Source organism: Kitasatospora sp. NPDC101235, from assembly GCF_044767505.1.
GTDB lineage: Bacteria > Actinomycetota > Actinomycetes > Streptomycetales > Streptomycetaceae > Kitasatospora.
Window position 1 is genome coordinate 376,170 of the sequence record NZ_JBIWNZ010000004.1, and the last position, 20,202, is coordinate 396,371.

Annotated in this window: 14 protein-coding genes, 1 pseudogene and 1 riboswitch; of the genes and pseudogenes, 8 read left to right on the top strand and 7 right to left on the bottom strand. The window is 73.2% G+C overall.

What is annotated here, in order from left to right; genetic code table 11:
* Positions 1-195 precede the first annotated feature (195 nt).
* Positions 196-354, top strand: a riboswitch (cobalamin riboswitch).
* A 223-nt stretch (positions 355-577) separates the two neighbouring features.
* On the top strand, positions 578-865 hold the full coding sequence (locus ACIRRH_RS10485; RefSeq protein ID WP_403064734.1) for a hypothetical protein: 288 nt from the start codon (positions 578-580) through the stop codon (positions 863-865).
* Positions 760-1,794, top strand: a pseudogene (gene metE / locus ACIRRH_RS10490) (5-methyltetrahydropteroyltriglutamate--homocysteine S-methyltransferase); the annotation flags it as partial. The gene ACIRRH_RS10485 and the pseudogene metE, both read left to right, overlap by 106 nt.
* A 133-nt stretch (positions 1,795-1,927) precedes the next feature.
* Here the strand turns inward: metE and ACIRRH_RS10495 are convergent.
* Positions 1,928-3,211, bottom strand: coding sequence for an amidohydrolase family protein (locus ACIRRH_RS10495; RefSeq protein WP_403064639.1), 1,284 nt, complete (start codon positions 3,209-3,211; stop codon positions 1,928-1,930).
* A gap of 656 nt (positions 3,212-3,867) precedes the next feature.
* Here ACIRRH_RS10495 and ACIRRH_RS10500 point away from each other — a divergent pair.
* The gene (locus ACIRRH_RS10500; RefSeq protein ID WP_403064642.1) at positions 3,868-5,148 is read left to right on the top strand and encodes a type III PLP-dependent enzyme; all 1,281 of its coding nucleotides are present in this window, start codon (positions 3,868-3,870) and stop codon (positions 5,146-5,148) included.
* The gene (locus ACIRRH_RS10505; protein WP_403064645.1) at positions 5,145-5,702 is read left to right on the top strand and encodes a GNAT family N-acetyltransferase; all 558 of its coding nucleotides are present in this window, start codon (positions 5,145-5,147) and stop codon (positions 5,700-5,702) included. The genes ACIRRH_RS10500 and ACIRRH_RS10505 overlap by 4 nt, the downstream gene beginning before the upstream one ends.
* Before the next feature lie 230 nt (positions 5,703-5,932).
* On the opposite strand, the gene ACIRRH_RS10510 is transcribed toward ACIRRH_RS10505, so the two are convergent.
* Positions 5,933-7,273: a glutamine synthetase gene (locus ACIRRH_RS10510; RefSeq protein ID WP_403064648.1), complete on the bottom strand. Its 1,341-nt coding sequence runs from the start codon at positions 7,271-7,273 to the stop codon at positions 5,933-5,935.
* A gap of 265 nt (positions 7,274-7,538) precedes the next feature.
* Between ACIRRH_RS10510 and ACIRRH_RS10515 the strand changes: the two genes are divergently transcribed.
* Positions 7,539-8,603 (top strand): alpha/beta fold hydrolase, encoded by a 1,065-nt coding sequence (locus tag ACIRRH_RS10515; RefSeq protein WP_403064651.1) that lies wholly within the window; start codon positions 7,539-7,541, stop codon positions 8,601-8,603.
* On the opposite strand, the gene ACIRRH_RS10520 is transcribed toward ACIRRH_RS10515, so the two are convergent.
* The 5 genes from ACIRRH_RS10520 to ACIRRH_RS10540 are packed head-to-tail and all read right to left on the bottom strand — an operon-like array spanning position 8,593 to position 15,093.
* Entirely contained in the window at positions 8,593-9,897 is a 1,305-nt protein-coding gene (locus ACIRRH_RS10520; protein WP_403064653.1) for an NAD(P)/FAD-dependent oxidoreductase, read from the bottom strand. The genes ACIRRH_RS10515 and ACIRRH_RS10520 overlap by 11 nt on opposite strands.
* Positions 9,894-10,685: an ABC transporter ATP-binding protein gene (locus tag ACIRRH_RS10525; RefSeq protein ID WP_403064656.1), complete on the bottom strand. Its 792-nt coding sequence runs from the start codon at positions 10,683-10,685 to the stop codon at positions 9,894-9,896. Before ACIRRH_RS10525 ends, ACIRRH_RS10520 begins: the two co-directional genes overlap by 4 nt.
* Complete coding sequence (locus ACIRRH_RS10530; protein ID WP_403064737.1) at positions 10,682-12,532, bottom strand: dipeptide/oligopeptide/nickel ABC transporter permease/ATP-binding protein; 1,851 nt, start codon at positions 12,530-12,532, stop codon at positions 10,682-10,684. The genes ACIRRH_RS10525 and ACIRRH_RS10530 overlap by 4 nt, the downstream gene beginning before the upstream one ends.
* A 35-nt stretch (positions 12,533-12,567) precedes the next feature.
* The gene (locus ACIRRH_RS10535; protein WP_403064659.1) at positions 12,568-13,536 is read right to left on the bottom strand and encodes an ABC transporter permease; all 969 of its coding nucleotides are present in this window, start codon (positions 13,534-13,536) and stop codon (positions 12,568-12,570) included.
* A gap of 12 nt (positions 13,537-13,548) precedes the next feature.
* Positions 13,549-15,093, bottom strand: a complete 1,545-nt coding sequence (locus ACIRRH_RS10540) for an ABC transporter substrate-binding protein (protein WP_403064662.1) — start codon at positions 15,091-15,093, stop codon at positions 13,549-13,551.
* 259 nt (positions 15,094-15,352) lie between these two features.
* Between ACIRRH_RS10540 and ACIRRH_RS10545 the strand changes: the two genes are divergently transcribed.
* From ACIRRH_RS10545 to ACIRRH_RS10555, 3 genes are all read left to right on the top strand, one after another.
* Positions 15,353-17,059: a DUF885 domain-containing protein gene (locus ACIRRH_RS10545; RefSeq protein ID WP_403064665.1), complete on the top strand. Its 1,707-nt coding sequence runs from the start codon at positions 15,353-15,355 to the stop codon at positions 17,057-17,059.
* Positions 17,060-17,365: 306 nt separating this feature from the next.
* Positions 17,366-17,701 carry a DUF5132 domain-containing protein gene (locus ACIRRH_RS10550; RefSeq protein WP_403064668.1) on the top strand — a complete coding sequence of 112 codons (336 nt, stop codon included), beginning with the start codon at positions 17,366-17,368 and terminating at the stop codon, positions 17,699-17,701.
* Between the two features lie 244 nt (positions 17,702-17,945).
* Complete coding sequence (locus ACIRRH_RS10555; protein WP_403064671.1) at positions 17,946-20,192, top strand: ATP-binding cassette domain-containing protein; 2,247 nt, start codon at positions 17,946-17,948, stop codon at positions 20,190-20,192.
* Positions 20,193-20,202 lie beyond the last annotated feature (10 nt).

The following is a 20,202-nucleotide window of genomic DNA, read 5'->3' on the forward strand; positions in this document are numbered from 1 at the left end:
GACACGGCGCCGCCTGTAGAACCTGCCCGGCTTCGTGGTCACCCGCAGTGGTGAGTGCTTCTCGCCGGGGCAGCCGATGAAGTTGCCGCCGTCTCATCATGCGGACGCGTTCCGTGATTCCCGCGCCAGACCCGGTGGTGTGCCTCTAGGCTGGCCGGGCAGCTGGTTCGCCCTGTCCGCCAGACAGGGCGTCGCAAGAGGGAACCCGGTGGGAATCCGGGACTGCCCCGCAGCGGTGAGTGGGAACGACCGCCGTCATACGCACTGGACCCGGGTCGGGTCCGGGAAGCGACGGCCAGTAGGTGTCCGTCCTGGTTTCGGCCGGGGTGGGTGTGCCCGCGAGTCCGAAGACCTGCCCGTTGCCCGCCCGCGGACCATCCGCGCGCGGATATCCGGTGACCTCGAGGGCGGGTCGGCGACCACACCAGGCGGATCAGGCACGCGTGTCCACGGCGGCCGCCGTCCGGTTCGTCATCCCTTTCGCGCTCTCGTCCCGTCCCCGGGTACTTGAGGAGACAGACTCGCGAAGGAGAGTCCCTTGACCACGAAGTCCGCAGCCGCGGCAAGCGTCGCCACCGTGCACGGCTACCCCCGCCAGGGCCGGGGCCGGGAGCTCAAGAAGGCGATCGAGGGGTACTGGAAGGGCGCCGTCACCGCTGAGGTGCTGCTGGCCACGGCCGCAGACCTGCGCCGCGGGAACTGGCAGCAGCTCGCCGACTCCGGCATTGAGGAGGTCCCGACCGGTGACTTCTCGCTCTACGACCACGTGCTGGACACCACCGTCGCCGTCGGTGCGATCCCGGCCCGCCACCGGGACGCTCCTTCCCGCAGACCACCGAACTGCGCGTCGCCCGCGCCGACCTGACCGCGGGCCGCATCGACGACGCCGCGTACCGGGAGCGGATGGAGGCCGAGGTCCGCGAGGTCATCGCGTACCAGGAGAAGGCCGGACTGGACGTCCTGGTGCACGGCGAGCCCGAGCGCAACGACATGGTCCAGTACTTCGCCGAGCAGCTCACCGGCTACCTGGCCACCCGGCACGGCTGGGTGCAGTCCTACGGCACCCGCTACGTGCGCCCGCCGGTCCTCGCCGGGGACATCTCCCGCCCGCACCCGATGACCGTCGACTGGTTCCGCTACGCCCAGGGCCTGACCGGCCGTCCGGTCAAGGGCATGCTCACCGGCCCGGTCACCATGCTCGCCTGGTCCTTCGTCCGCGACGACCAGCCGCTCGCCGACACCGCCCGCCAGGTCGCCCTCGCCCTGCGCGACGAGGTCACCGACCTGGAGGCCGCGGGTGCGGCCGTCGTCCAGGTCGACGAGCCGGCCCTGCGCGAGACCCTGCCACTGCGGGCCGCCGAGCGCCCGGCCTACCTGGGCTGGGCCACCGAGTCCTTCCGCCTGGCCACCTCCGGCGTCCGCGTGGACACCCAGATCCACACCCACATGTGCTACGCCGAGTTCGGCGCGATCATGACGGCGATCGACGACCTGGACGCGGACGTCATCTCCCTGGAGGCCACCCGCTCCCACATGGAGGTCGCCGGCGAACTGGCCGAGGCCGGCTACCCGCGCGAGGTCGGCCCGGGCGTCTGGGACATCCACTCCCCGCGCGTGCCGAGCACCGAGGAGGCCGTGGAACTGCTGCGCGCCGGCCTCGCGGCCATCCCGGCCGAGCGGCTGTGGGTCAACCCCGACTGCGGCCTGAAGACCCGCGGCTGGACCGAGACCCGTGCCTCCCTGGACAGCCTGGTCGCCGCCGCCCGCCGCCTGCGCGAGGAACTCGCCGGCTGACGCACCCGTCGGGACGGACGACCGGCGGGCACGGTGGTACGCACCGTGCCCGCCCCTCGTCGAGGATCTCGCCGTGGAGATCGGCCGCCGTCGTGACAGAGGGGGTCGCAGACGAGCAGGAGGCCGGCTCGGGTCAGCCGAGCTCGTTCTTGTGGACGACGCCGTCCTTGACGATGAGGCGCAGATTGCGTTCGGGATCGGCGAGGACGGACAGGTCGGTGGTCGGGTCGCCGTCGACGACGAGGAGGTCGGCCCATGCTCCCGGCGCGATGACCCCGAGCGGCGCCGCACGGTAGGGGTCGCGACGGCCGGACAGGCGGAAGAGTTCGGCGTTGCCGGAGGTGGCCGCCTTCAGGGCCTCGACCGGGCTGAGGTAGGTGGCGAGGCGGACGAGCATCTCGTTCTGCCGGTGGGCCTTCCCCGGGGCGAGTACCAGGTCAGTGCCGAAGGCGAGCCGCACGCCGTGGTTCACCGCCCAGCCGATGGTGCGGGCGACGCCTTCGCAGACCTCGCCGTTCTTGCGGCCGCTGTCCGCGGATGCGTAGTGGTGGTCGTCGACCTCGAACGGCTGGGTGCTGAGCCACACGTCCTTCTCCGCGAGGTAGCGGATGGTGTCCTCGTCGGCGAGGTGCCCGTGCTCGATGCAGCGCACCCCGGCCTCCACCGCGCGGCGGATGCCTTCGGAGGTGTAGACGTGCACCGTCACGTAGGTGCCCCAGTCGGAGGCCGCGTCGACGGCGGCCTCCAGTTCCGCCGTGGTGAACTGCAGCACGTCGAGCGGGTCGAACTCGGAGATGACGCCGCCGCCGGCCATCAGCTTGATCTGCGTGGCGCCCTTCTTCAGCTGCTCGCGCACCGCCGCGAGGACCCGCTCCGGACCGTCGGCCACCCGCGTGAACCCGATCTGTTCGGTTCGGGCCTGCGGCCCGCCCAGGGCGGTCGGGGCGTCGTAGACCGTCCCGAAGTCGCCGTGGCCGGCGGTCTGGGAAATGGCGGCCTGGCTCGGGTAGATCCGTGGGCCCGGGAACAGCCCGCGGTCCAGTGCCCGCCGCAGCGGCTCGGTGTCGCCGGCCATGTCCCGCACCGTGGTGAAGCCGCGCATCAGCATGTCGCGGGCCGCGGCCAGGGCCTGGTAGTAGACGGTGCCGGTCGGTGCGAGCTTCAGCTCCGCCATGGTGCCGCCGATCACGAACAGGTGGACGTGCGCGTCGGTGAGGCCCGGGATGAGCGTGCGGCCTCCGCCGTCGAGCACCGTCGCCCCGTGGGGTGCACTGCGCGGGAGGGGGCGGCCCAGCACCACCTCCGCGATTCTGTCCCGTTCGACCCGGACGTGCCCCGGTACCGATTCCTCTCCGATCCCGTCGAAGACGCGCACGTTCGTCACCAGCAGCCCGGCACCCGGGTCGTCGACACCCATGCCGCCATCTTCGGCTGGTCACGGAGCCGGGACCAGAGCGACGGACCGATCTGCCGGTCCGACCGTGCCCGGTCGTCAGCCGACCGGCCCAGCCTCGGGTACGTCCCTGGACCGGGGCTGGTGGGCTGTGGGGGAGTTTGTCCAGGTGGGGGCGGGGAGCGGGCGGTGGCGCTCGGAGCCGTGGCGCCGGCTGCCGCCGCGGTGACCGCGGACACCAGGTCGCCCACCACTGCCTCGCCCGGCTTTCCCGCTCCCTGGGCGCCGCCGTGCGTGGTCTCCGCATCCGGAAGTTCCTCGACAGCGTCGGTGGGACCTGATCGTCAAGGCTGTGAAGGCTCACACCGACGCCGTTCGGGTGGTTCTGTAGGTCGAGCGATGGCCCGGGGCGGGGCGTGGAGAGGTGGGGTTCGGCGCGGAGCATGCCGAGCAGGGTCTCGTGCTCGTCGGCCTTCGCGCCGGTCAGGCCGTGCGGGGTGCACAGCAGGTGCAGGCGCAGGCCCCAGAAGCTACGTAAAGTGCGGCGGAGAGGGAGTCCGGGTCAGGTGTCACAACCGATCTTTGGACTCCCTCGCTTCATCTCATGCGCGCCAGCAAGCCCTTGGCATCAATCATCCAGTCGGACCGGAAGTTCACACGTGAGGCCTCAGACCACCGACATGCGCCAGACCGCCTACCGCGGCAGAACCGGCCACTGCGCCCCGACCGCGCCGGCCACCGTGCACGCATCCACTGCGCCCCTCCCCGACCAGTACGACCGCACCGCCCTGCGTGCCGCGCTTGCCGGCGCAGTCGAGGACGCCATCGTCTACGACCTGGACGGCATCGGTCGCCAGTACGCCGCGCTGTGCGCCGAACTGCCGGGCGTGGCCGTTCGGTTCGCGATGAAGGCCTGTCCGGTCGATGAGGTGCTGGACCACCTCGCCGCGCTCGGTTCCGGCTTCGACGCGGCCGGCCCGCAGGAGATCGCCCAGGCCCTGCGCACCGGTGTGCCGCCCGAGCTGATCCACTACGGCAACACCATCAAGTCCGACCGCAACATCGCCGAGGCCCACCGGCTGGGCGTGCGGGACTTCGCCACCGACAGCCTGGAGGACGTCGCGGCGATCGCCGAACACGCGCCTGGCGCACGGGTGTTCTGCCGGATCGCGACCACCGGCGAGGGCGCCCTGTGGGGCCTGAGCCACAAGTTCGGCTGCTCGCCCGAGGACGCGCTGCGGGTGCTCGGCGCCGCCCGCGCCGCCGGACTCGTGCCGTCCGGCCTGTCGGTGCACGTCGGCTCGCAGCAGATGACCGCCGAGGCATGGGGGACGGCGATCGACTCGCTGGCCGCCGTGCTGGAGGCGCTCAACTGGCGCGGCATCACCCCGACCCGGATCAACCTCGGCGGCGGCCTGCCCGCCCTCGGCGTCCTCGACCGGCGCGGCCGGCCGCTCGAACCGCCGCTGGACAAGATGTTCGCAGTGATCCGCGAGGGCATGGAACGGCTGCGCGCCGCCAGCGCCGCGCCGCTGGAGTTCCTGCTGGAGCCCGGGCGCCACCTGGTCGCCGACCACGGCGCGATCCGTGCGCACGTCTCCCGGCTCACCTCCCGCCGTCGCCTCGACGGCACTCGGGAGGACTGGCTCTACCTGAGCTGCGGCAAGTTCAACGGCCTGTACGAGATGGACCAGTTGCAGTACCGGCTGGAGTTCCCGACCCACCCCGGCGGGCAGTTCGTCAACGCCGTGGTGGCCGGCCCGACCTGTGACAGCGACGACGCGTACGCGCAGGAGGACGGCCTGGTCCGCGTCCCGCTCGCGGTCGCCTCCGGCGACCCGGTGTGGGTCCACTCCTGCGGCGCGTACGCCACCGCCTACGCCACCCGCGGGTTCAACGGCTTCGCACCGCTGCCGCACACCTGCATCGGTGGCCCGGCTCCGGACGGAGGAGACGCATGACCGACACCCGGATTCGGCTGCTCCGGGAGGAGGACTGGGACGAGGTGGTCGCGCTGGAGGAACGCGCCTATGCCGCCAGCGGCCTGTCCGAGGGGCGGGAGGCGCTGCGTTCCCGGCACCGCGCCTCGCCCTCGACCTGCTTCGTGCTGGAGCACGCGGGTGGCTTCGGCGGCTACCTGCTCGCACTGCCGTACCCGCTGTTCCGCTGCCCGGACCTGAGCCTGGCCGAGGAAGGCGCGGTACAGGAGAGCAACCTGGGGAGCAACCTGCACGCCCACGACCTGGTGATCGCCGAGCGGGCGCGCAGCCGGGGCCTGGCCCTCCGGATGCTGCGGCATCTGGAGGAGATTGGGCGGGTGGCCCGCTACCGGACCCTCTCCCTGGTCGCCGTGCGCGGCTCGCAGGTGCTGTGGACCCCGCTGGGCTACCGCGCCCGGCCCGAGATCGGGCTGCCCGCGAGCTACGGTGCCGAGGCGGTCTACATGGCGAAGGCGCTGGAACCCGCTGTTACCGATCCGACTCTCGGGCTCTCACCCGGAGCCGAAGTGGGCTGATGCAGATGGCCTTCCTACCCGACGGGTTCCGTCGCTCCCAACCGGCCATACCGGCCGTCGGCGGGCCGCTGCCGGCGCCTCACGCTCGACGGCGACGGCGGGGCCCGCTTCCCGCACCTGCTCCTCACCTTCCGGCGCCGCATCCTGCTGAGCTCCGTGAAGCCTGACGGCGACCAGCAGGTCCTCGACCGGCTCATCGCCCGGGAGCCGGAGAAGCAGAACGATGCCGGTCAGTAGCGCCAGCGGACGGCCTCGATGACCTCCGCATCCGTGTGCATCGCGAACAGCTCCGCCTCCGCCCGCCGGACGGCCAGCACGGTCTCGTACAGCTCGGGGCCGAGCGCCTGCCGGAGCAGTGTCGACTTCTCGTACGCGTCGATCGCCTCCGGCAGGCTCGCCGGGAGGCGCTCGACGGCGCCGAGGGCCGCCGGGTCGCTGGTGGTCTCGGGCGGGAGAGGCAGGCCGGCGTCCAGGCCGGCGAGCCCGGCGGCCAGCACGCCGCCGATCTCCAGGTACGGGTTGGCGGCGGCGTCGAAGCACTTGAGCTCGGCGTTGGCCTGCCCGGCGGCGGAGCCGGTGATCAGGCGCAGCGCCGCCTCACGGTTCTCCAGGCCCCAGCAGCGGTAGGCCCCGGCAAAGTGGGAGGGAACCAGTCGCAGGTAGGAGGCGACGCTGGGCGCGCCGAGGGCGAGCAGGGCGGGAAGCTCGGCCAGGACGCCCGCGAGGAACTGCTCGGCGTCGGGATGCAGCCCGTGGCGGCCGGGGCCGCCGTGCCCGAGGTTCCGGCCCTGCCGCCAGAGGCTGAGGTGCAGGTGGCCGCCGTTGCCGATGACGCCCTCGGTGAAGAGGGGCGCGTACGAGACCCGCAGGCCGTGCCGGGCGGAGACGGCCCGGATGGTGTGGCGCACCAGCATCGTGGTGTCGGCCGCCTCGACCGGCCCCTCGGCGGCGACCGAGACCTCGAACTGCCCGGCGCCGTACTCGGGGTGGACCTGGAGTACGGCCACGCCCTGGGCGGTGAGGGTGCGCAGCACCTCCCGCAGGTAGTCGGACCGCTCGATGAAGCGGGTCATCCCGTACGCGGGCCCGGTCGTCGCGGGGGCCCCGGTGGCGTCGGCCACCACCCACTCGATCTCGATCCCGGCCTGTACCGAGAACCCGCGCCGCTCCACGGCCTCGGTGGCCCGGTGGGCGAACTGGCGCTGGCAGCCGGGATGCGGGGTGCCGTCCTGGGTGTAGCGGTCGGCCGGGGCCCAGGCCCAGCCGGGCTGGGCGGCGAGCGGGGTGAGCCGGTCGAGGTCGGGGACGAGCCGCAGGTCGCCCACCGGGCCGGTACTCGAAGGCGCAGTGGTGAAGGAGTCGTCCACCAAGGAGACGTCGAAGCAGGGCACGGCGCCGACACCGTACTCGGCGGCGTGTTCGAGCTGGGCGAGCGGGACGGACTTCACCCGGGTGAGTCCGGCGTTGTCGACCCAGCCGAACACCACCCCGTCGATTCCGTCGGCGGCGAGCTGGGCTTCGGCCGCCCGGGCCTGGGCGGCCCGCTCGGCTCGGGGGTACGTGGTGGTCATGCCGCTCATGCTGGCGTTCGCAGCAGTCGGTGGGCGAGAGATCAGCCGGGAGTTCACTCGTCCGTGAACGGTCGGAGCTGTGACGTGACACGGGACAGGGGCGCGTGAAGCTTCGGGTGACGCTCGGCCTCTGATCGTGTGCGGTGCGTTCTCGGGCGATTGTGGGGGGATGGCCTGGCGTCGGGGCGGGCGGATACGGGAAGGACCCTGGCAGGGATCGGTTTTCGACTGCCGTTGCGGAGGACCGGTGCGACGGGACGGACGGATGGCGAACTCCCTGCTCGCGCTGCTGAGCCGGGACTGGCTGGGGGTGCCGGTCGCGCTGGTGGTGGCGGGGGCGGGCGGCGGCCTTGTCGGGGTGGGGGCGGCCTGGGCGGTGGCGCTCGGTGGCCTGGCGATGGCTGTCGGTGTGCTGCTGGCGGCGGGAGCCGTTCGTCATCTGGTGCTGGTGGCCCGCGAGGGGCGGGAGAATCCGCCGCCGGGGCGCCTGGTCGATGTGGGTGGTCACCGGATGCACGTCCTCGCCGAGGGGGAGGCCGGGGGCGGGCCGACGGTGGTCTGGATGCCCGGCGGGCACGCCCCTGGTGAGGAGTTCCGGGAGCTGCACACGATGCTGTCGGCCCGGGGCCGGTCGGTGCTGGTCGACCGCCCCGGGACGGGCTGGAGCGACGTCGGGCCCTTCCCCCGGACGACGGCGGCCGAGGCGGAGGAGCTGCCGGCAGCGCTGGAGCGGGCGGGGGAGCGGGCCCCTTTCGTGTTCGTCGGCCATTCCTTCGGCGGGTTGCTGGTCGCGAACGTGGCCAGGCGCCGGCCGGATCTCGTGGCGGGGCTCGTGCTGCTGGATCCGACGCCCCTGGAGGTCATCGCCTTCGCACCGCCCAACCGGCAGCTCGCGGCGATGCGCCGCGGCTTCCTGCTGACGGCGGTGCGGCACCTGTTCGGCGCGCACCGCGGCCCAGCCGGCCGGGTCGGACAGGCCTGTGCCGCCGCGTCGATCTTCGCCGAGCTGTCGCCGTCCGGGTTGGCGAGGGTGGGCTGGGAGACCGTGGTGTACGACGGGGATCTCGGCGACCTGCCGCTGGTGCTGGTGATACCCCGGGACCTCACCGGCGGCGAGACGGTGCTGGCCGGTGCCCGGAGCACGGCCGAGGCCGAGCGGATGAGCCGCTTCTACCTCCGGAGCAGGGTCCGGTACCTGGCGGCGTCGACGGCGTCACGGTTGGTGTACACGCCGGCGGGGACGGGCCACGACTTCCCGCACGAGGCGCCCGAGTTCGTGGTCGGCGTGGTCGGGGACCTGGTGCGGGAGCTGCGTGTGATCAGCCCATGACCGTCCGTGCCGGGCCTGCCCGGAGCGGGCGTCGACGGGAGAAGGCGCCCAGGTCCACGACGTTGCCGGTGTGTTCGCAGCGGTAGCGGACCGGGTCGCCGTCGTGGTCGTGGCCGGCTTCGACCGAGTCGATCAGGGCCGTGAGGAAGCGGCCCACCAGCGGGGCGTTCTTGAACTGGTTGCCGCTGGTGCCCATGGCGACGTAGTAGCCGTCGAGGGCGGTTCGGTCGTAGATCGGGGTCCAGTCGTCGGCGACGTCGTACACCCCCGCGACCCCGAGCGGCCGGCCGGGGACGCCGATCGCCGGGAAGCGGCGGGCTGCCCGGGTCACCTGGGTGCGGAAGCGGTGGGCGGTGGGGCGGGGGTCGGCCTCGTCCGGATCGTCGATCCACTCGTGCGGGTCGCAGTCCGGCTCGGTCCCTCCGACCAGGAGGTGCCCGCCGGGGGCGGGTCTGAGGTAGGTGCCGAGGTCGAGGTCGGCGACCACGGGGCCGGGGCCCGCCGCGTGGCCGGCCGGTGCGGCGACCTGGTGGACCTCCTCGCGTAGCGGGCACACGCCGATCGTGAAGTCGCCCCCGACCCCCGCCAGCCGGTTGAGGCCCCCCGACCACGGTCCTGCGGCGTTGACCACGACCGCGGCGGTGATCCGCGTCCCGTCGGCCAGGCCGATGCCCGTCACCCGGTCCGCGTGCCGGTCGACGGCCACCACGGTGTGATGGAGGAGGAAGCGGGCGCCCAGCTCGCTCGCCGCGTCCGCGAGGTTCTGGGCGGCGAGCTGCGGGTCGTCGACGTACCCGGCGTCCGGGGTGAACAGGGCGCCGAGCTCACCGGCCGGGCCGGCGAAGAAGGCGTCGTCGTCTACCGGCTTCGGAGGCCAGTACCGCCCGGGATCGATCCCGGGAAGGCTGCGGCGCAGCGTCGGGGTGTCCCAGCGCTCGTACGGGACGCCGGCGCGGTCGAACAGGGCGGTGACCTCGGACGGTACGACTGCGGGGGAGTCGAGCAGCACGGCGCCGGTGCGGTGGAAGGCGGCGAGCGGGCGGCGGCCGGCGAGCCGCAGGTGGTCCGGCCAGGACGTCCAGAGGTGCTGGGCCTCCCAGGCCGTGGCGACGCCGTCGAAGGTGGAGAAGTTGAACCGGATGATCGCGCTGGATGCGCTGGTGGAGCCGTGGCCGACGGCACCCGCCTTGTCCACGGCGACCACCTGCCGTCCGGTGCGCGCGAGTTCGAGGGCGACGGCGGTGCCGATCACCCCGGCTCCGACGACCACCGCGTCCGGGTGCGTGACGGTCATGACGGCCTCTCCTCGGGTGGGGGCGTGCGCAGGGACGGCACGGAGGCGAGCAGCGTCCGGGTGTACGGGTGCTGCGGGGTGCGCAGGACGGCCTCGGTGGGGGCGGTCTCGACGATCCGGCCGTGCCGCATGACCGCCACCGTGTCGGAGACGTGGCAGACCGCCGGCAGGTTGTGGCCGATGAAGAGCATGGACAGCCCGAGCCGTCGCTGGAGTTCGCGGATCGTGTTGAGGACGGCGGCCTGCACCGAGACGTCGAGCGCCGAGGTGATCTCGTCGGCGATCAGCAGGCCGGGTTCGACGGCCAGAGAGCGGGCGATGGCGACTCGCTGGCGCTGCCCGCCGGACAGTTGACGCGGCAGGCGGTCGGCGAGCCGGGGATCCAGGCCGACGAGGCCGAGCAGCTCGGTGACGCGCTCGGCGCGGCCGGGCCGGTCGAGCCGGTGGAAGACGGTGGCCGCTTCGACGAGCGTCTGACTGACCGTCATCCGGGGGTCCAGTGCGGTGTCCGGGTCCTGGAGGACGACCTGGACCAGGCGGCCGAGCCGACGCCGGTCGCGGACGGTGCGGGTGCGGACCTCCCGGCCGTCGAGCAGGACCCGGCCACCGTGCACGGGAGTGAGGCCGACGACCGCGCGGGCCAGGCTCGACTTGCCGGAGCCGGACTCGCCCACGAGCCCGAGCGTGGTGCCGGACGGGACCTCCAGCGACACCCCGTCGACGGCGGCGACGGGGCCGTGCGGGCCGTGGTGGCGGACAGTGAGGTCGGAGACCTGAAGGGTGGTCACCGCGTGACCACCTCCGCCGCCGCCGGTACCGGATGCCAGCAGGCCACCCGGTGGGCCGCGTCGATGTCCTCCAGCGGCGGAGCCTCCTCGGCGCAGCGGTCCTGGCGGCGCGGGCAGCGGGGCGCGAACGGACAGCCCGGGGCGGGAGAGAGCAGGTCGGGCGGCGTTCCCGGCACGGTCGGCAGCGGCCGGTCGCGGTCCGCGGTGAGGTCCGGTACCGACTCGACCAGTGCACGGGTGTAGGGGTGCCGGGTGCCGGCCGGGAGACGGTCGGCGGGCAGGGCCTCGACGATGGTGCCCGCGTACATCACCAGGACCCGTTCGCAGAACTCGCCCACGAGCGCGACGTCGTGGCTGATGAACAGGATCGCGGCGGAGGTGTCCCGCCGGATGTCGGACAGCAGCCGGGTGATCTGCCGCTGCACGGTGACGTCGAGCGCGGTGGTCGGCTCGTCGGCGATGATCAGGCCCGGCCGCAGCATCAGCCCGGAGGCGATCATCACGCGCTGGCGCTGGCCCCCGGAGAGCTGGTGAGGGCGTGAGCGCAGAAGTGCCGGAGGCAGCGCGACCCGGCGCAGGGCGTCGGAGGCCTCCGAAGCGGCCTGCGCGCGGCTCGCGCCGCGGTGGGCCCGGACGGTCTCGGTGAGCTGGGTGGCGACCCGCAGGGACGGGTTGAGCGCCGAGGCCGGGTTCTGGAAGATCACCGCCAGACCCGTCGCGAGGTGGTGGTCCCGTTCCTTCGGGGTCAGGGCGGTGAGGTCGACACCGAGCAGGCGCAGGGTGCGCCGGGACACCCGGGCCCCGGGCGGGAGCAGGTCGGCGATGGCGAACGCGGTGAGCGACTTGCCCGAGCCCGACTCGCCGACGAGTCCGACGATCTCGCCCGGCCGCAGTGCGAGGCTCACACCGCGCACCGGCCGGATCGTGCCGTTTGGAGTGGGGAGTTCGACGTGGAGGTCCTCGACCTGGAGCACCAGGCCGTCCTCGGCGGGGCCTCCCCCAGCCTTCGGCCGGGGGGACCCCCATGGGGCGAGCGTCGGTGCGGGCGTGCGCGGCGCCGGGCCGCGGCGGGCGACGCTGCCGGCCAGGACCTCGCCGAGCAGCTGGAAGGTCAGGGCCGCGTAGACGATGGCCAGGCCCGGAGCGAGAGCCGGCAGGGGTTCGGCGTAGATGCGGGTGAGTCCCTGGTTGAGCAGCTGCCCCCAGTCGTATCCGGGCGGTTGGACGCCCAGGCCGAGGAAGCTCAGCCCGGAGAGCGCGACGAGGGCGGTGCCTGCTGCGGTGGTGGTGCTCAGCAGCAGGGGCTCGGCGATGTTGGGCAGGACGTGCCGCCACAGCAGCCGGTGGCGGCGCAGGCCGAGCACCCGGCCGGCGGCCAGGTGGTCGGTGCCCGCCACGCCGGCGGCGAGGGTCTGGGCGAGTCGGGCGAATCCGGGGACGCCCGCGACCGCGAGGGCGAGCACCGCCCCGCCGGCGCCCGCGCCGAACACGACCGCGAGGAACATCGCGACCAGGAGCGCGGGGAAGGCGAGCAGGAGGTTGATCAGCCCGGCGAGCAGCCGACGGGCGCGCAGCCCGACCACGGCGGTGGACGCCCCGAGGAGGACTCCCCCGGTCGCGCCGAGCAGGACCGCCGCCAGTGCGAGGAACAGGGAGGACCGGGTGGCCGTCAGGACCCGGGCGAGCAGGTCCCGACCGAGGTTGTCGGTACCGAACGGGTGTGCCGCGGACGGGCCCTGGAGCACCGCCGAGGGGTCCGGGCGGTCGGCGGACGCGCCCCAGACGAGCGGGCCGACCAGTGCGAGCACGACGAGCGACGTCAGCATGGCCGCCGTGACCCAGGCCATGGGCGAGCGCGGGCGTCCGAGTGGAAGGGGCATGGTCACGTCTCCCGGATCGCCGAGCGGGGGTCGAGCACGGCCAGCAGCACGTCGACCAGGAGGCCGGCGAGCAGCACGGTGGTGCCCAGCACCAGCACCATCGCCTGGACCACCGGGTAGTCCTGCGCGACCACGGACTGCGCCATGGCCGAACCGATGCCGGGCCAGTTGAAGACCTTCTCCACCAGCACGGTGCCGGCGATCAGGGCGGGCAGCAGGACCCCGGCGACGGTGAGTGTGGCGGTCGCCGTGTTCGGCGCCGCGTGCCGCAGGTAGCGGCGTGCGGGGGACAGCCGTTTGCTCCGCGCGGTGCGCATGTAGTCCTCGTCGAGCACCTTCAACACCTCCACCCGGACGATGCGCACCAGGACGGCGGTGGGTGCGAGGGAGAGCGCGAGGACCGGCAGGACGAAGGATTCGACGCCTGCCGCGCCGGCCACCGGGAGCAGTTGGAGGCCGACGGCCAGCAGCGCGGTGAGCCCGGCGGCCAGGACGAAGTCCGGCACCCCGGTCAGACCGGCGGTGACCGCGGTGAACGCCAGCTCGGTGCGCGGATGCCGGCCGTCGCGGGTGCGGACGGCGGCCAGCAGACCGGCGGGCAGGGCGACGGCGAGGGTGACCAGGAAGGCGAGGCCGGCGATTTCCAGGGTGGCCGGCAGCCGGGTGCGGACCAGCTCCGCGACCGGTGCCCCGGTGACCAGCGAGGTACCGAGGTCGCCGTGCAGGAGGCCGCCGAGGTAGTGCCGGTACTGGGACAGGAAGGGGGCGTCGAGCCCGAGGTCGTGCCTGCGGGCGGCCACCAGGGAAGGGGCGGCGTCGACGCCGAGGGCGGCGCGGACCGGGTCGCCGGGGACGAGGCGGATCATCGCGAACGACGCGGTGAGCACGACCCCGAGGGAGAGGAGCAGCCGGGCGGTGCGGCGGCCGAGGAACACCGTCCAGGGGTGCCGCAGCAGCTGAGGTACGGACATGGTGGGCCCCGGTCACTGGTGGAGGCGGATGCTGGTGGGGATGAGCTGGCCGCCGAAGGTGGTGGCGAAGGTGGTGCGGTAGCCGTACACGGTGCTCCGGCCGTCGGCGATCGGCAGCGCGTCGGCCGAGCGGAAGAGCGCGGCGGCGGCCCGGTTCCAGGTGCCGCAGCCCGAGGTGTCGGTCTCCCCGAGGGCCTGGGCGACCAGTGCGTCGTACTCGGGGTTGGTCACACCCGCGAAGTTGAGGCCCTGGGCGGGGGTGGGGCCGGAGAAGAACGGGATGAAGCCGACCGGCAGGGCGAAGCCCGGCGAGGTGCCGACCACCACGTCGAAGTCGCCGCTCCGGTACATGGCGTTGACGAGGGCGGGCAGGCTCTCGGTGACCAGGTCGACCTTCGCGCCGAGCGCCGTCCAGTCCCGGGCCATGAGCTCGGCGACGGAGGGCAGGGTCGGACCGACGTCGGGGCTGGTGATCAGACGGAGCCGGAGCGCCCGGCCGTCCTTGGTCAGCCGGCCGTCGGTGGAGCGGGTCCAGCCGGCGGCGCGCAGCGCCTCGGCGGCGTCCTGTGCGGGCAGGTTGGCGGTGGCGAGGTCGGCGTGGCAGACGGCGCCCTCGGCGCCGAAGTCGGTGGCGGGCCGGCCGGTGCCGCCGACGGCGACGTTGGCGAGACCCCGGCGGTCGAGGGCGGAGACCAGGGCGCGGCGCAGCGCCGGGTCGGCGAGGGCCCGGCCGGGGCGCTGGTTGAAGAAGGTCAGCCCGACCACGGTCGCCACGTCGGTGGCGGCCAGGCCGTGGCCGGTCAGCCGGGCACGGTCCGGCCCGTTCACGTTCGCGATCTCGACGCCCCCGCTGAGCAGGAGGTTCGCCGCGGTGGAGGCCTGGGGCACCACCGGGATGACGATGTGTGCGGGCAGGCCGGGCTCTGCGGTCGTCGCCCCGGAGGGGCCCCACGTGTAGCCGTCGCGGACGGTGAACTCGTACGGTCCGCCGGGGGTGTAGCGGGTCAGTACGTAGGGCCCGGTGCCCTGGGTGGCGCGGTCCAGCGACTGGGGCCGGTCGAGGCCGGCGGGGCAGACGATCGGCAGCAGGCCGAGGGTGCGGGTGAGGAACGGGAAGGGGGCGGCGCTGGTCGCCGACACGGTACCGGTCCGGTCGTCGGCGCCCGCGGTGAAGGGGACGTTGGGCAGCACGGTCCGGGCGCCGGCGAGCTGGTTGGCCGGGTCACCCGCGTAGGTGAGCGCCCGGGCCACCGCGGAGGCGGTCAGGGGGGTGCCGTCGGCGCAGGTGATTCCCGGGCGGAGGGTGAAGGTGGCCGTGGTGGTGGTGGCCTGCCAGGAGGAGGCCAGGCCGGAGACCACGGTGCCGTCGGGGGCGAGGTTGACCAGTGAGTCGTAGGCGTAGCGGGACTGGGAGGCGCCGAAGGCCGAGTACGGGTTGAAGCTCGGGGTCTCACTGGCCGCCGCGATCCGGACGGTCCCGTGGTCCACGAGGGGGGTGGTCGTCGAGGACCTGGTGGCGCCGCCGCAGCCGCTCAGCGCGACGGCAGCGGCGGTCATGGCGGCTGCCAGGGCAACCGGAGGTGGGCGACGGGACATGGCGCCATGGTGCCACCGGGCCTTGGCGGCGGCGAGTCAACTCGACTGAGGGAAAGGCATGTTCGAATGGATGGGGCCGCCTCTCGCCTTGCCGGGAAAGATGGGCGTCGGCGCGGGACGGCGGGCGGTGGCGATCCCCGATTCACTCTTTCGAGGGGTGCCACGGCCTGGGTGTCGCCGACCGGGGGGCCTGACGGTCCGGCATCGTCAGTATGTCGGCATGACGACGAACGCACCCGATCGCGAGGTCGGTCACCTGGCGGACCGCTACTGGGAGTTCCTGCTGGAGCGGGACCCGTTGCTGCGAGTCCGCCAGGGCCTCCCGGTCGAGACGCTGCCGGGGGCGTCCCTCGACGAGGCCGAGCAGCGGGCGCGGTTCGCGGCGGGAGTGCTGGACCGGGTCCGGGCGTTCGACGACGCGGAACTGTCCGGTACGGACGCCGACACCGCGGCCGTCCTCGCGGCGCTGGCCGAGCAGGAGTTGCGGGCCCACCGGTGGTACTGGCTGACGCCCGCCGCCACGCCGTACCGGCTCTTCCCGCTGTCGCTGTACGTCGATGCGGTCCTGCGCCCCTTCCATTTTGCCGAACCGGCGGACACCGACCGGTACTTGACGCTGGTGCACGACCTCGCGCGAGTGGTCGGCTCGATCGGCGACAAGGTGGCCGGGCAGGCCTCGCGCGGCTTCCGGGTGCCGGCACCGGCCCTGGCCGGAGCGAGAGCCGTCATCGAGGGCCTGCGGTCCTCCGCCGCGCGCCGGGTCACGGTGGCGGACGACCGGCTCGGCGGGCTGGGGCCGGCTGGGCGCGGACGCCTTCGGGACGGTGTACGGAGGCTGGTGGAGGGCGAGTTGGCGCCGGCCTTCGACCGGCTGCTCGCGTCCGTCGACGACTCGGCCCAGCCGGGTGAGGCCCCGCAGGAGGTCGGGTGGGCGCGCTACGAGAACGGCGAGGAGGCGTACCGGGACTTCGTGCGGACCCACGCCGGGGGCGACACCGAGCCCGAGCGGCTCCACGAGCTCGGCCGCGACCAGTGCCGTGAACTGGCCGAGCGGATGCGGGAGGTGCGCGCGGCCCTGGGCTTCCACGGCTCCGAGGCCGAGTTCCACGAGCGGCTCGGGACGGAGCCCCGGTTCCACGCCCGGACGCCCGAGGAGGTCGAGGCGCGGTTCCGTGGCCACCTCGACCGGCTGGCTCCGATGCTGCCGCGATGGTTTGCCGCCCTGCCGGCCGCGCCGTACGGGCTGGCCCGGCTGGACCCGGCGCTGGAGGCGGGGATGACCTTCGGGTACTACGAACAGCCCACCGCGGCGAGCCCGGTCGGGCGCTACCGCTACAACGGCTCGGACCTGGACCGGCGGTCGCTGCTGGGAGCGGCCTCCCTGATCTACCACGAGCTGGCGCCGGGCCACCACTTCCACCTCGCCCGGCAGGCGGAGAGCCGGTCGCTGCCGCAACTGCGCCGTGAAGTGGCCGAGTTCGGCGCGTTCAATGAGGGCTGGGCCGAGTACGCGGCCGGTCTCGGCTGGGAGATGGGCCTCTACGACGACCCGTGGGACGCGTACGGGCGGCTCGCGCAGGAGCGGTTCACCGCTCAGCGCCTCGTGGTCGACACCGGGCTCAACCTCGGGACCATGAGCCTGGAGCAGGCGCATGACTTCATGCGCGCCAACTCCACCGAGGGGGAGGCCCAGATCGCCTCGGACCTGCTGCGCTACTCGACGGACCTGCCCGGTCAGGCGCTCTCGTACCGCGCGGGCTATCTGGAGTTCACCCGGCTCCGGGTGCGGGTCGAGAGGGGCCTGGGCGCCGGGTTCGACGTGCGGGCCTTCCACGAGGCGGTGCTGGGCGGTGGCGCTCTGCCGTTCCCCGCCCTGCGGCGGAGGGTGGCACGGGAACTCGGCAATTGTTCCTCCCTGGGTCAATAGATGTGATGAGTGGTTGATCCGGTGAATGTGCGTACGGCAATTCGCGCTACTTGGGGAGGTTGAGAACACTCGCACGAGTGAAACCCGCCGATTCCGTTTGGTCTCGGTGCATCCGGCTCGACTACGGTGTCGAAGGTTGTGGACGGCGAACCCGTGAGTCAAGGAATTCGATCCGGCGGAATAATCCGACGGAATGACTGGCGGATTCCGGAGACGGGCGTGTCCGTCCGCCCAGCTGTGCGCCGCTCCGGTGTTCGCAGTGACCGGGGTCCCCGTCATACGTCTGCGTAGAGAGGATGGAGCATCATGCCACCCGTAGTCCCGCCGTTCCTGGTCGGTCTCATCGTCGCCCCGCTGGCCAAGCGTCTGCTCAAGCCGCTGGTGCGTGGCGTCGTCAAGACGTCCGTCGGCATTGTCCTGGAGGTGAAGAAGGCGGCCCATGAGGCCGGGGAGAACATCCACGACCTCGCGGCCGAAGTGGCCGCCGACATGGTGGCCGCGCAGGTCGCCTCCGGCGACGGCCAGCGTGCGGCCGACGGTGCCGTCCCGAGCGGAGGAAAGGACGAGGTCTCCGACCGGGGCGAGGGCGAGTCGAGGACCTCGAAGATCCGCGCGACCGCCGGAGCCGGCAAGCCGAACTGACGGTCGGTCCGGCGGCCCCACCCGCCGCCTGGGCGCGCATTCCGACGAATACCGGAGTGATGCGCCCACGCGGCGGTCGGCCGCGGGACCGCCGGCCACATCGATTTCCCCTTCAGAATCTCCCACTCCTTCGCAGTGTTCCGTCGTGCCGATGACGGATTCCCGCGACCTCCGCAAACAGGTGATCGTACACATGCCGTCTCTACTGGGTGCCGAAGCCGGATATCGCTCCGTGGATTTGGACGTGCGCCCTCGCTCGGTCATTCCGGGCCGCCAGCGCTGGGACGTCAAGCCGGTTCTCGGTCGGCCCCGGACGGCCGAAATCCTCGCCGCAGCCCTGCGGCGCATCCCCGGGATCACCGAGGCGCAGGCCAACCCGGTCACCGGCAGGGTCCTCGTCCGGCACGACGCGCGGGTGAGCGCCACGGACGTCGGCCGGATCGTGCGCCGAGCCGTCACCCTGGTCGTGGCGGGCCCGGCCGGAGCCGCCCGCCCCGCCCCGCAGCGATCCGCCTCCGGACCGGCGCCGCGGGCGGACCGCGGCCTCGTCGTGCGTCCCGTCCTCGCCGTCGGGGGCGGGGTGGCCGCCGGCATCGCGCTGATCCGCGGCTCGGCGCTCAGCAGGCAGCTGGTCGCGCTGGGCGGCGTGGCGGCGGCGACCGCGACAGTCCTCCGGAAGGCCTGGCGGCGGACGGCCGACGTGAGCCGGGAGCTGGCCGGAGACGGAGCCGGACGGCACCCCCTGCTGGAGATCGTCGGGCCGTACCGGCGGCGCCTCTACCGCGCCTCCGCGCTGTCGGTCGCCTGCCAGGTCTCGGAGATGGCACTCGGCACCTTCCTCGGCTGGACCGCCCTGGTCCTCATCAAGGGCGAGGCCGCGCCGCTGGTCCGCATCGGTCTGACCACCGCGACCGCCCAACTCTGGGGCTTGGCAGGGATGGTGGCCGTCGCCTGCGCCGCCGTGGCGGGCCTCTCGTACGCCTCGAACCTCCAGTGGCGCGGGCTCGGCCAGGACATCGAGCACGACTGGCGCAGCCGCACGTACGCCCACGTGCAGCACCTCGAACTGCGGCACCTGGAAGGCGAACGGACCAGCCGGATCGCCGGCGTACTCACCGACGACGTCCGGCAGCTGGGCAACTTCTTCGCCTCCTCGGCCAACGACATGCTGCAACTGGGCACCAGCCTGGCCCTGTTGGTGCCGGCGTTCCTGCTGCTGGCCCCGCAGATCGCCTGGATCGCGTTCCTGCCCATCCCGGTCATCGCCTGGCTGTCGCTCCACTACCAGGACAAGGCCGCGGCCGACTACGCCGTCTCCGGCGAGCGCCGGGCCAGGCTGCACAGCCAACTGGTGAACAGCCTGGAGGCCGGCGCCACCGTCAAGAGCTTCTGCACCGAGGACTACGAGGCCGAGCGCATCGACCGGCTGAGCGGGGACGCCCAGGAGAGCAACTGCCGGACCGACCGGGGCACGATCCGCCACGCCGAGATCGTCCGGGTCTGCACGACCAGTTCGATGGCCGGGACCCTGCTGATCGGCGGCCGCTCGGTACTCAACGGCACCCTGCGGTTCGAGGTGTTCAGCCCGCTGATCGGGCTGCCCCAGATGGTGATGCTGCGGATGAACCGGCTCGGCGGCATCGTCGACCAGTACCAACGCACGCTCGCCGCCCACGACCGGGTCCGCCGGCTGCGCGCCCTGCCCGTGGAGACCGAGGGCACCGGCGGTCCGCTCGACGCCGACAAGGTGCAGGGCGAGATCGTGCTCGACGACGTCACCTTCGCCTACCCCGGTCGGCCGCCGGTGCTGGAGGACCTCTCGCTGACCATCCCCGCCGGGCAGGTCACCGCCCTCGTCGGCGCAACCGGATCAGGCAAGACGACGGTCGCCAAGCTGCTGATGCGCTTCCAGGACGCGGAGTCCGGCAGCGTGCTGCTCGACGGTCGGGACGTGACCGACCTGCCGCGCCGGGACCTGCGCCACACGATCGGGTTCGTCGCCCAGGATCCGTTCCTCTTCGACGGCAGCATCGCCGACAACATCCGCTACGGCAGCTTCGAGGCCTCGGACGAGGCCGTGGTGAAGGCGGCCATGATGGCCGAGGCGCACACCTTCATCGCGACGCTGCCGGACGGCTACGAGACGGTGATCGGCGAGCGCGGCGCCGCCCTCTCGGGCGGCCAGCGGCAGCGGATCGCCCTGGCGCGGGCGATCCTCAAGGACGCGCCGGTCGTCATCCTCGACGAGGCCACCTCCGCCGTGGACAACGAGACCGAGGCCGCCATCCAGCGCACGCTCCGCGGTTTCGCCGCCGACCGGACGATGGTCATCATCGCCCACAGGCTCTCCACCGTGCGCCACGCGGACCGGATCTACGTCTTGGACAAGGGCGGCGTCGTCGCCGAACAGGGCACCCACGACGAGCTCCTCGCCCAGCACGGACTCTACGCATCCCTCTGGCAGCTCCAGGCCGGCGAACTCGCCGCCTGACCGCCGCGAG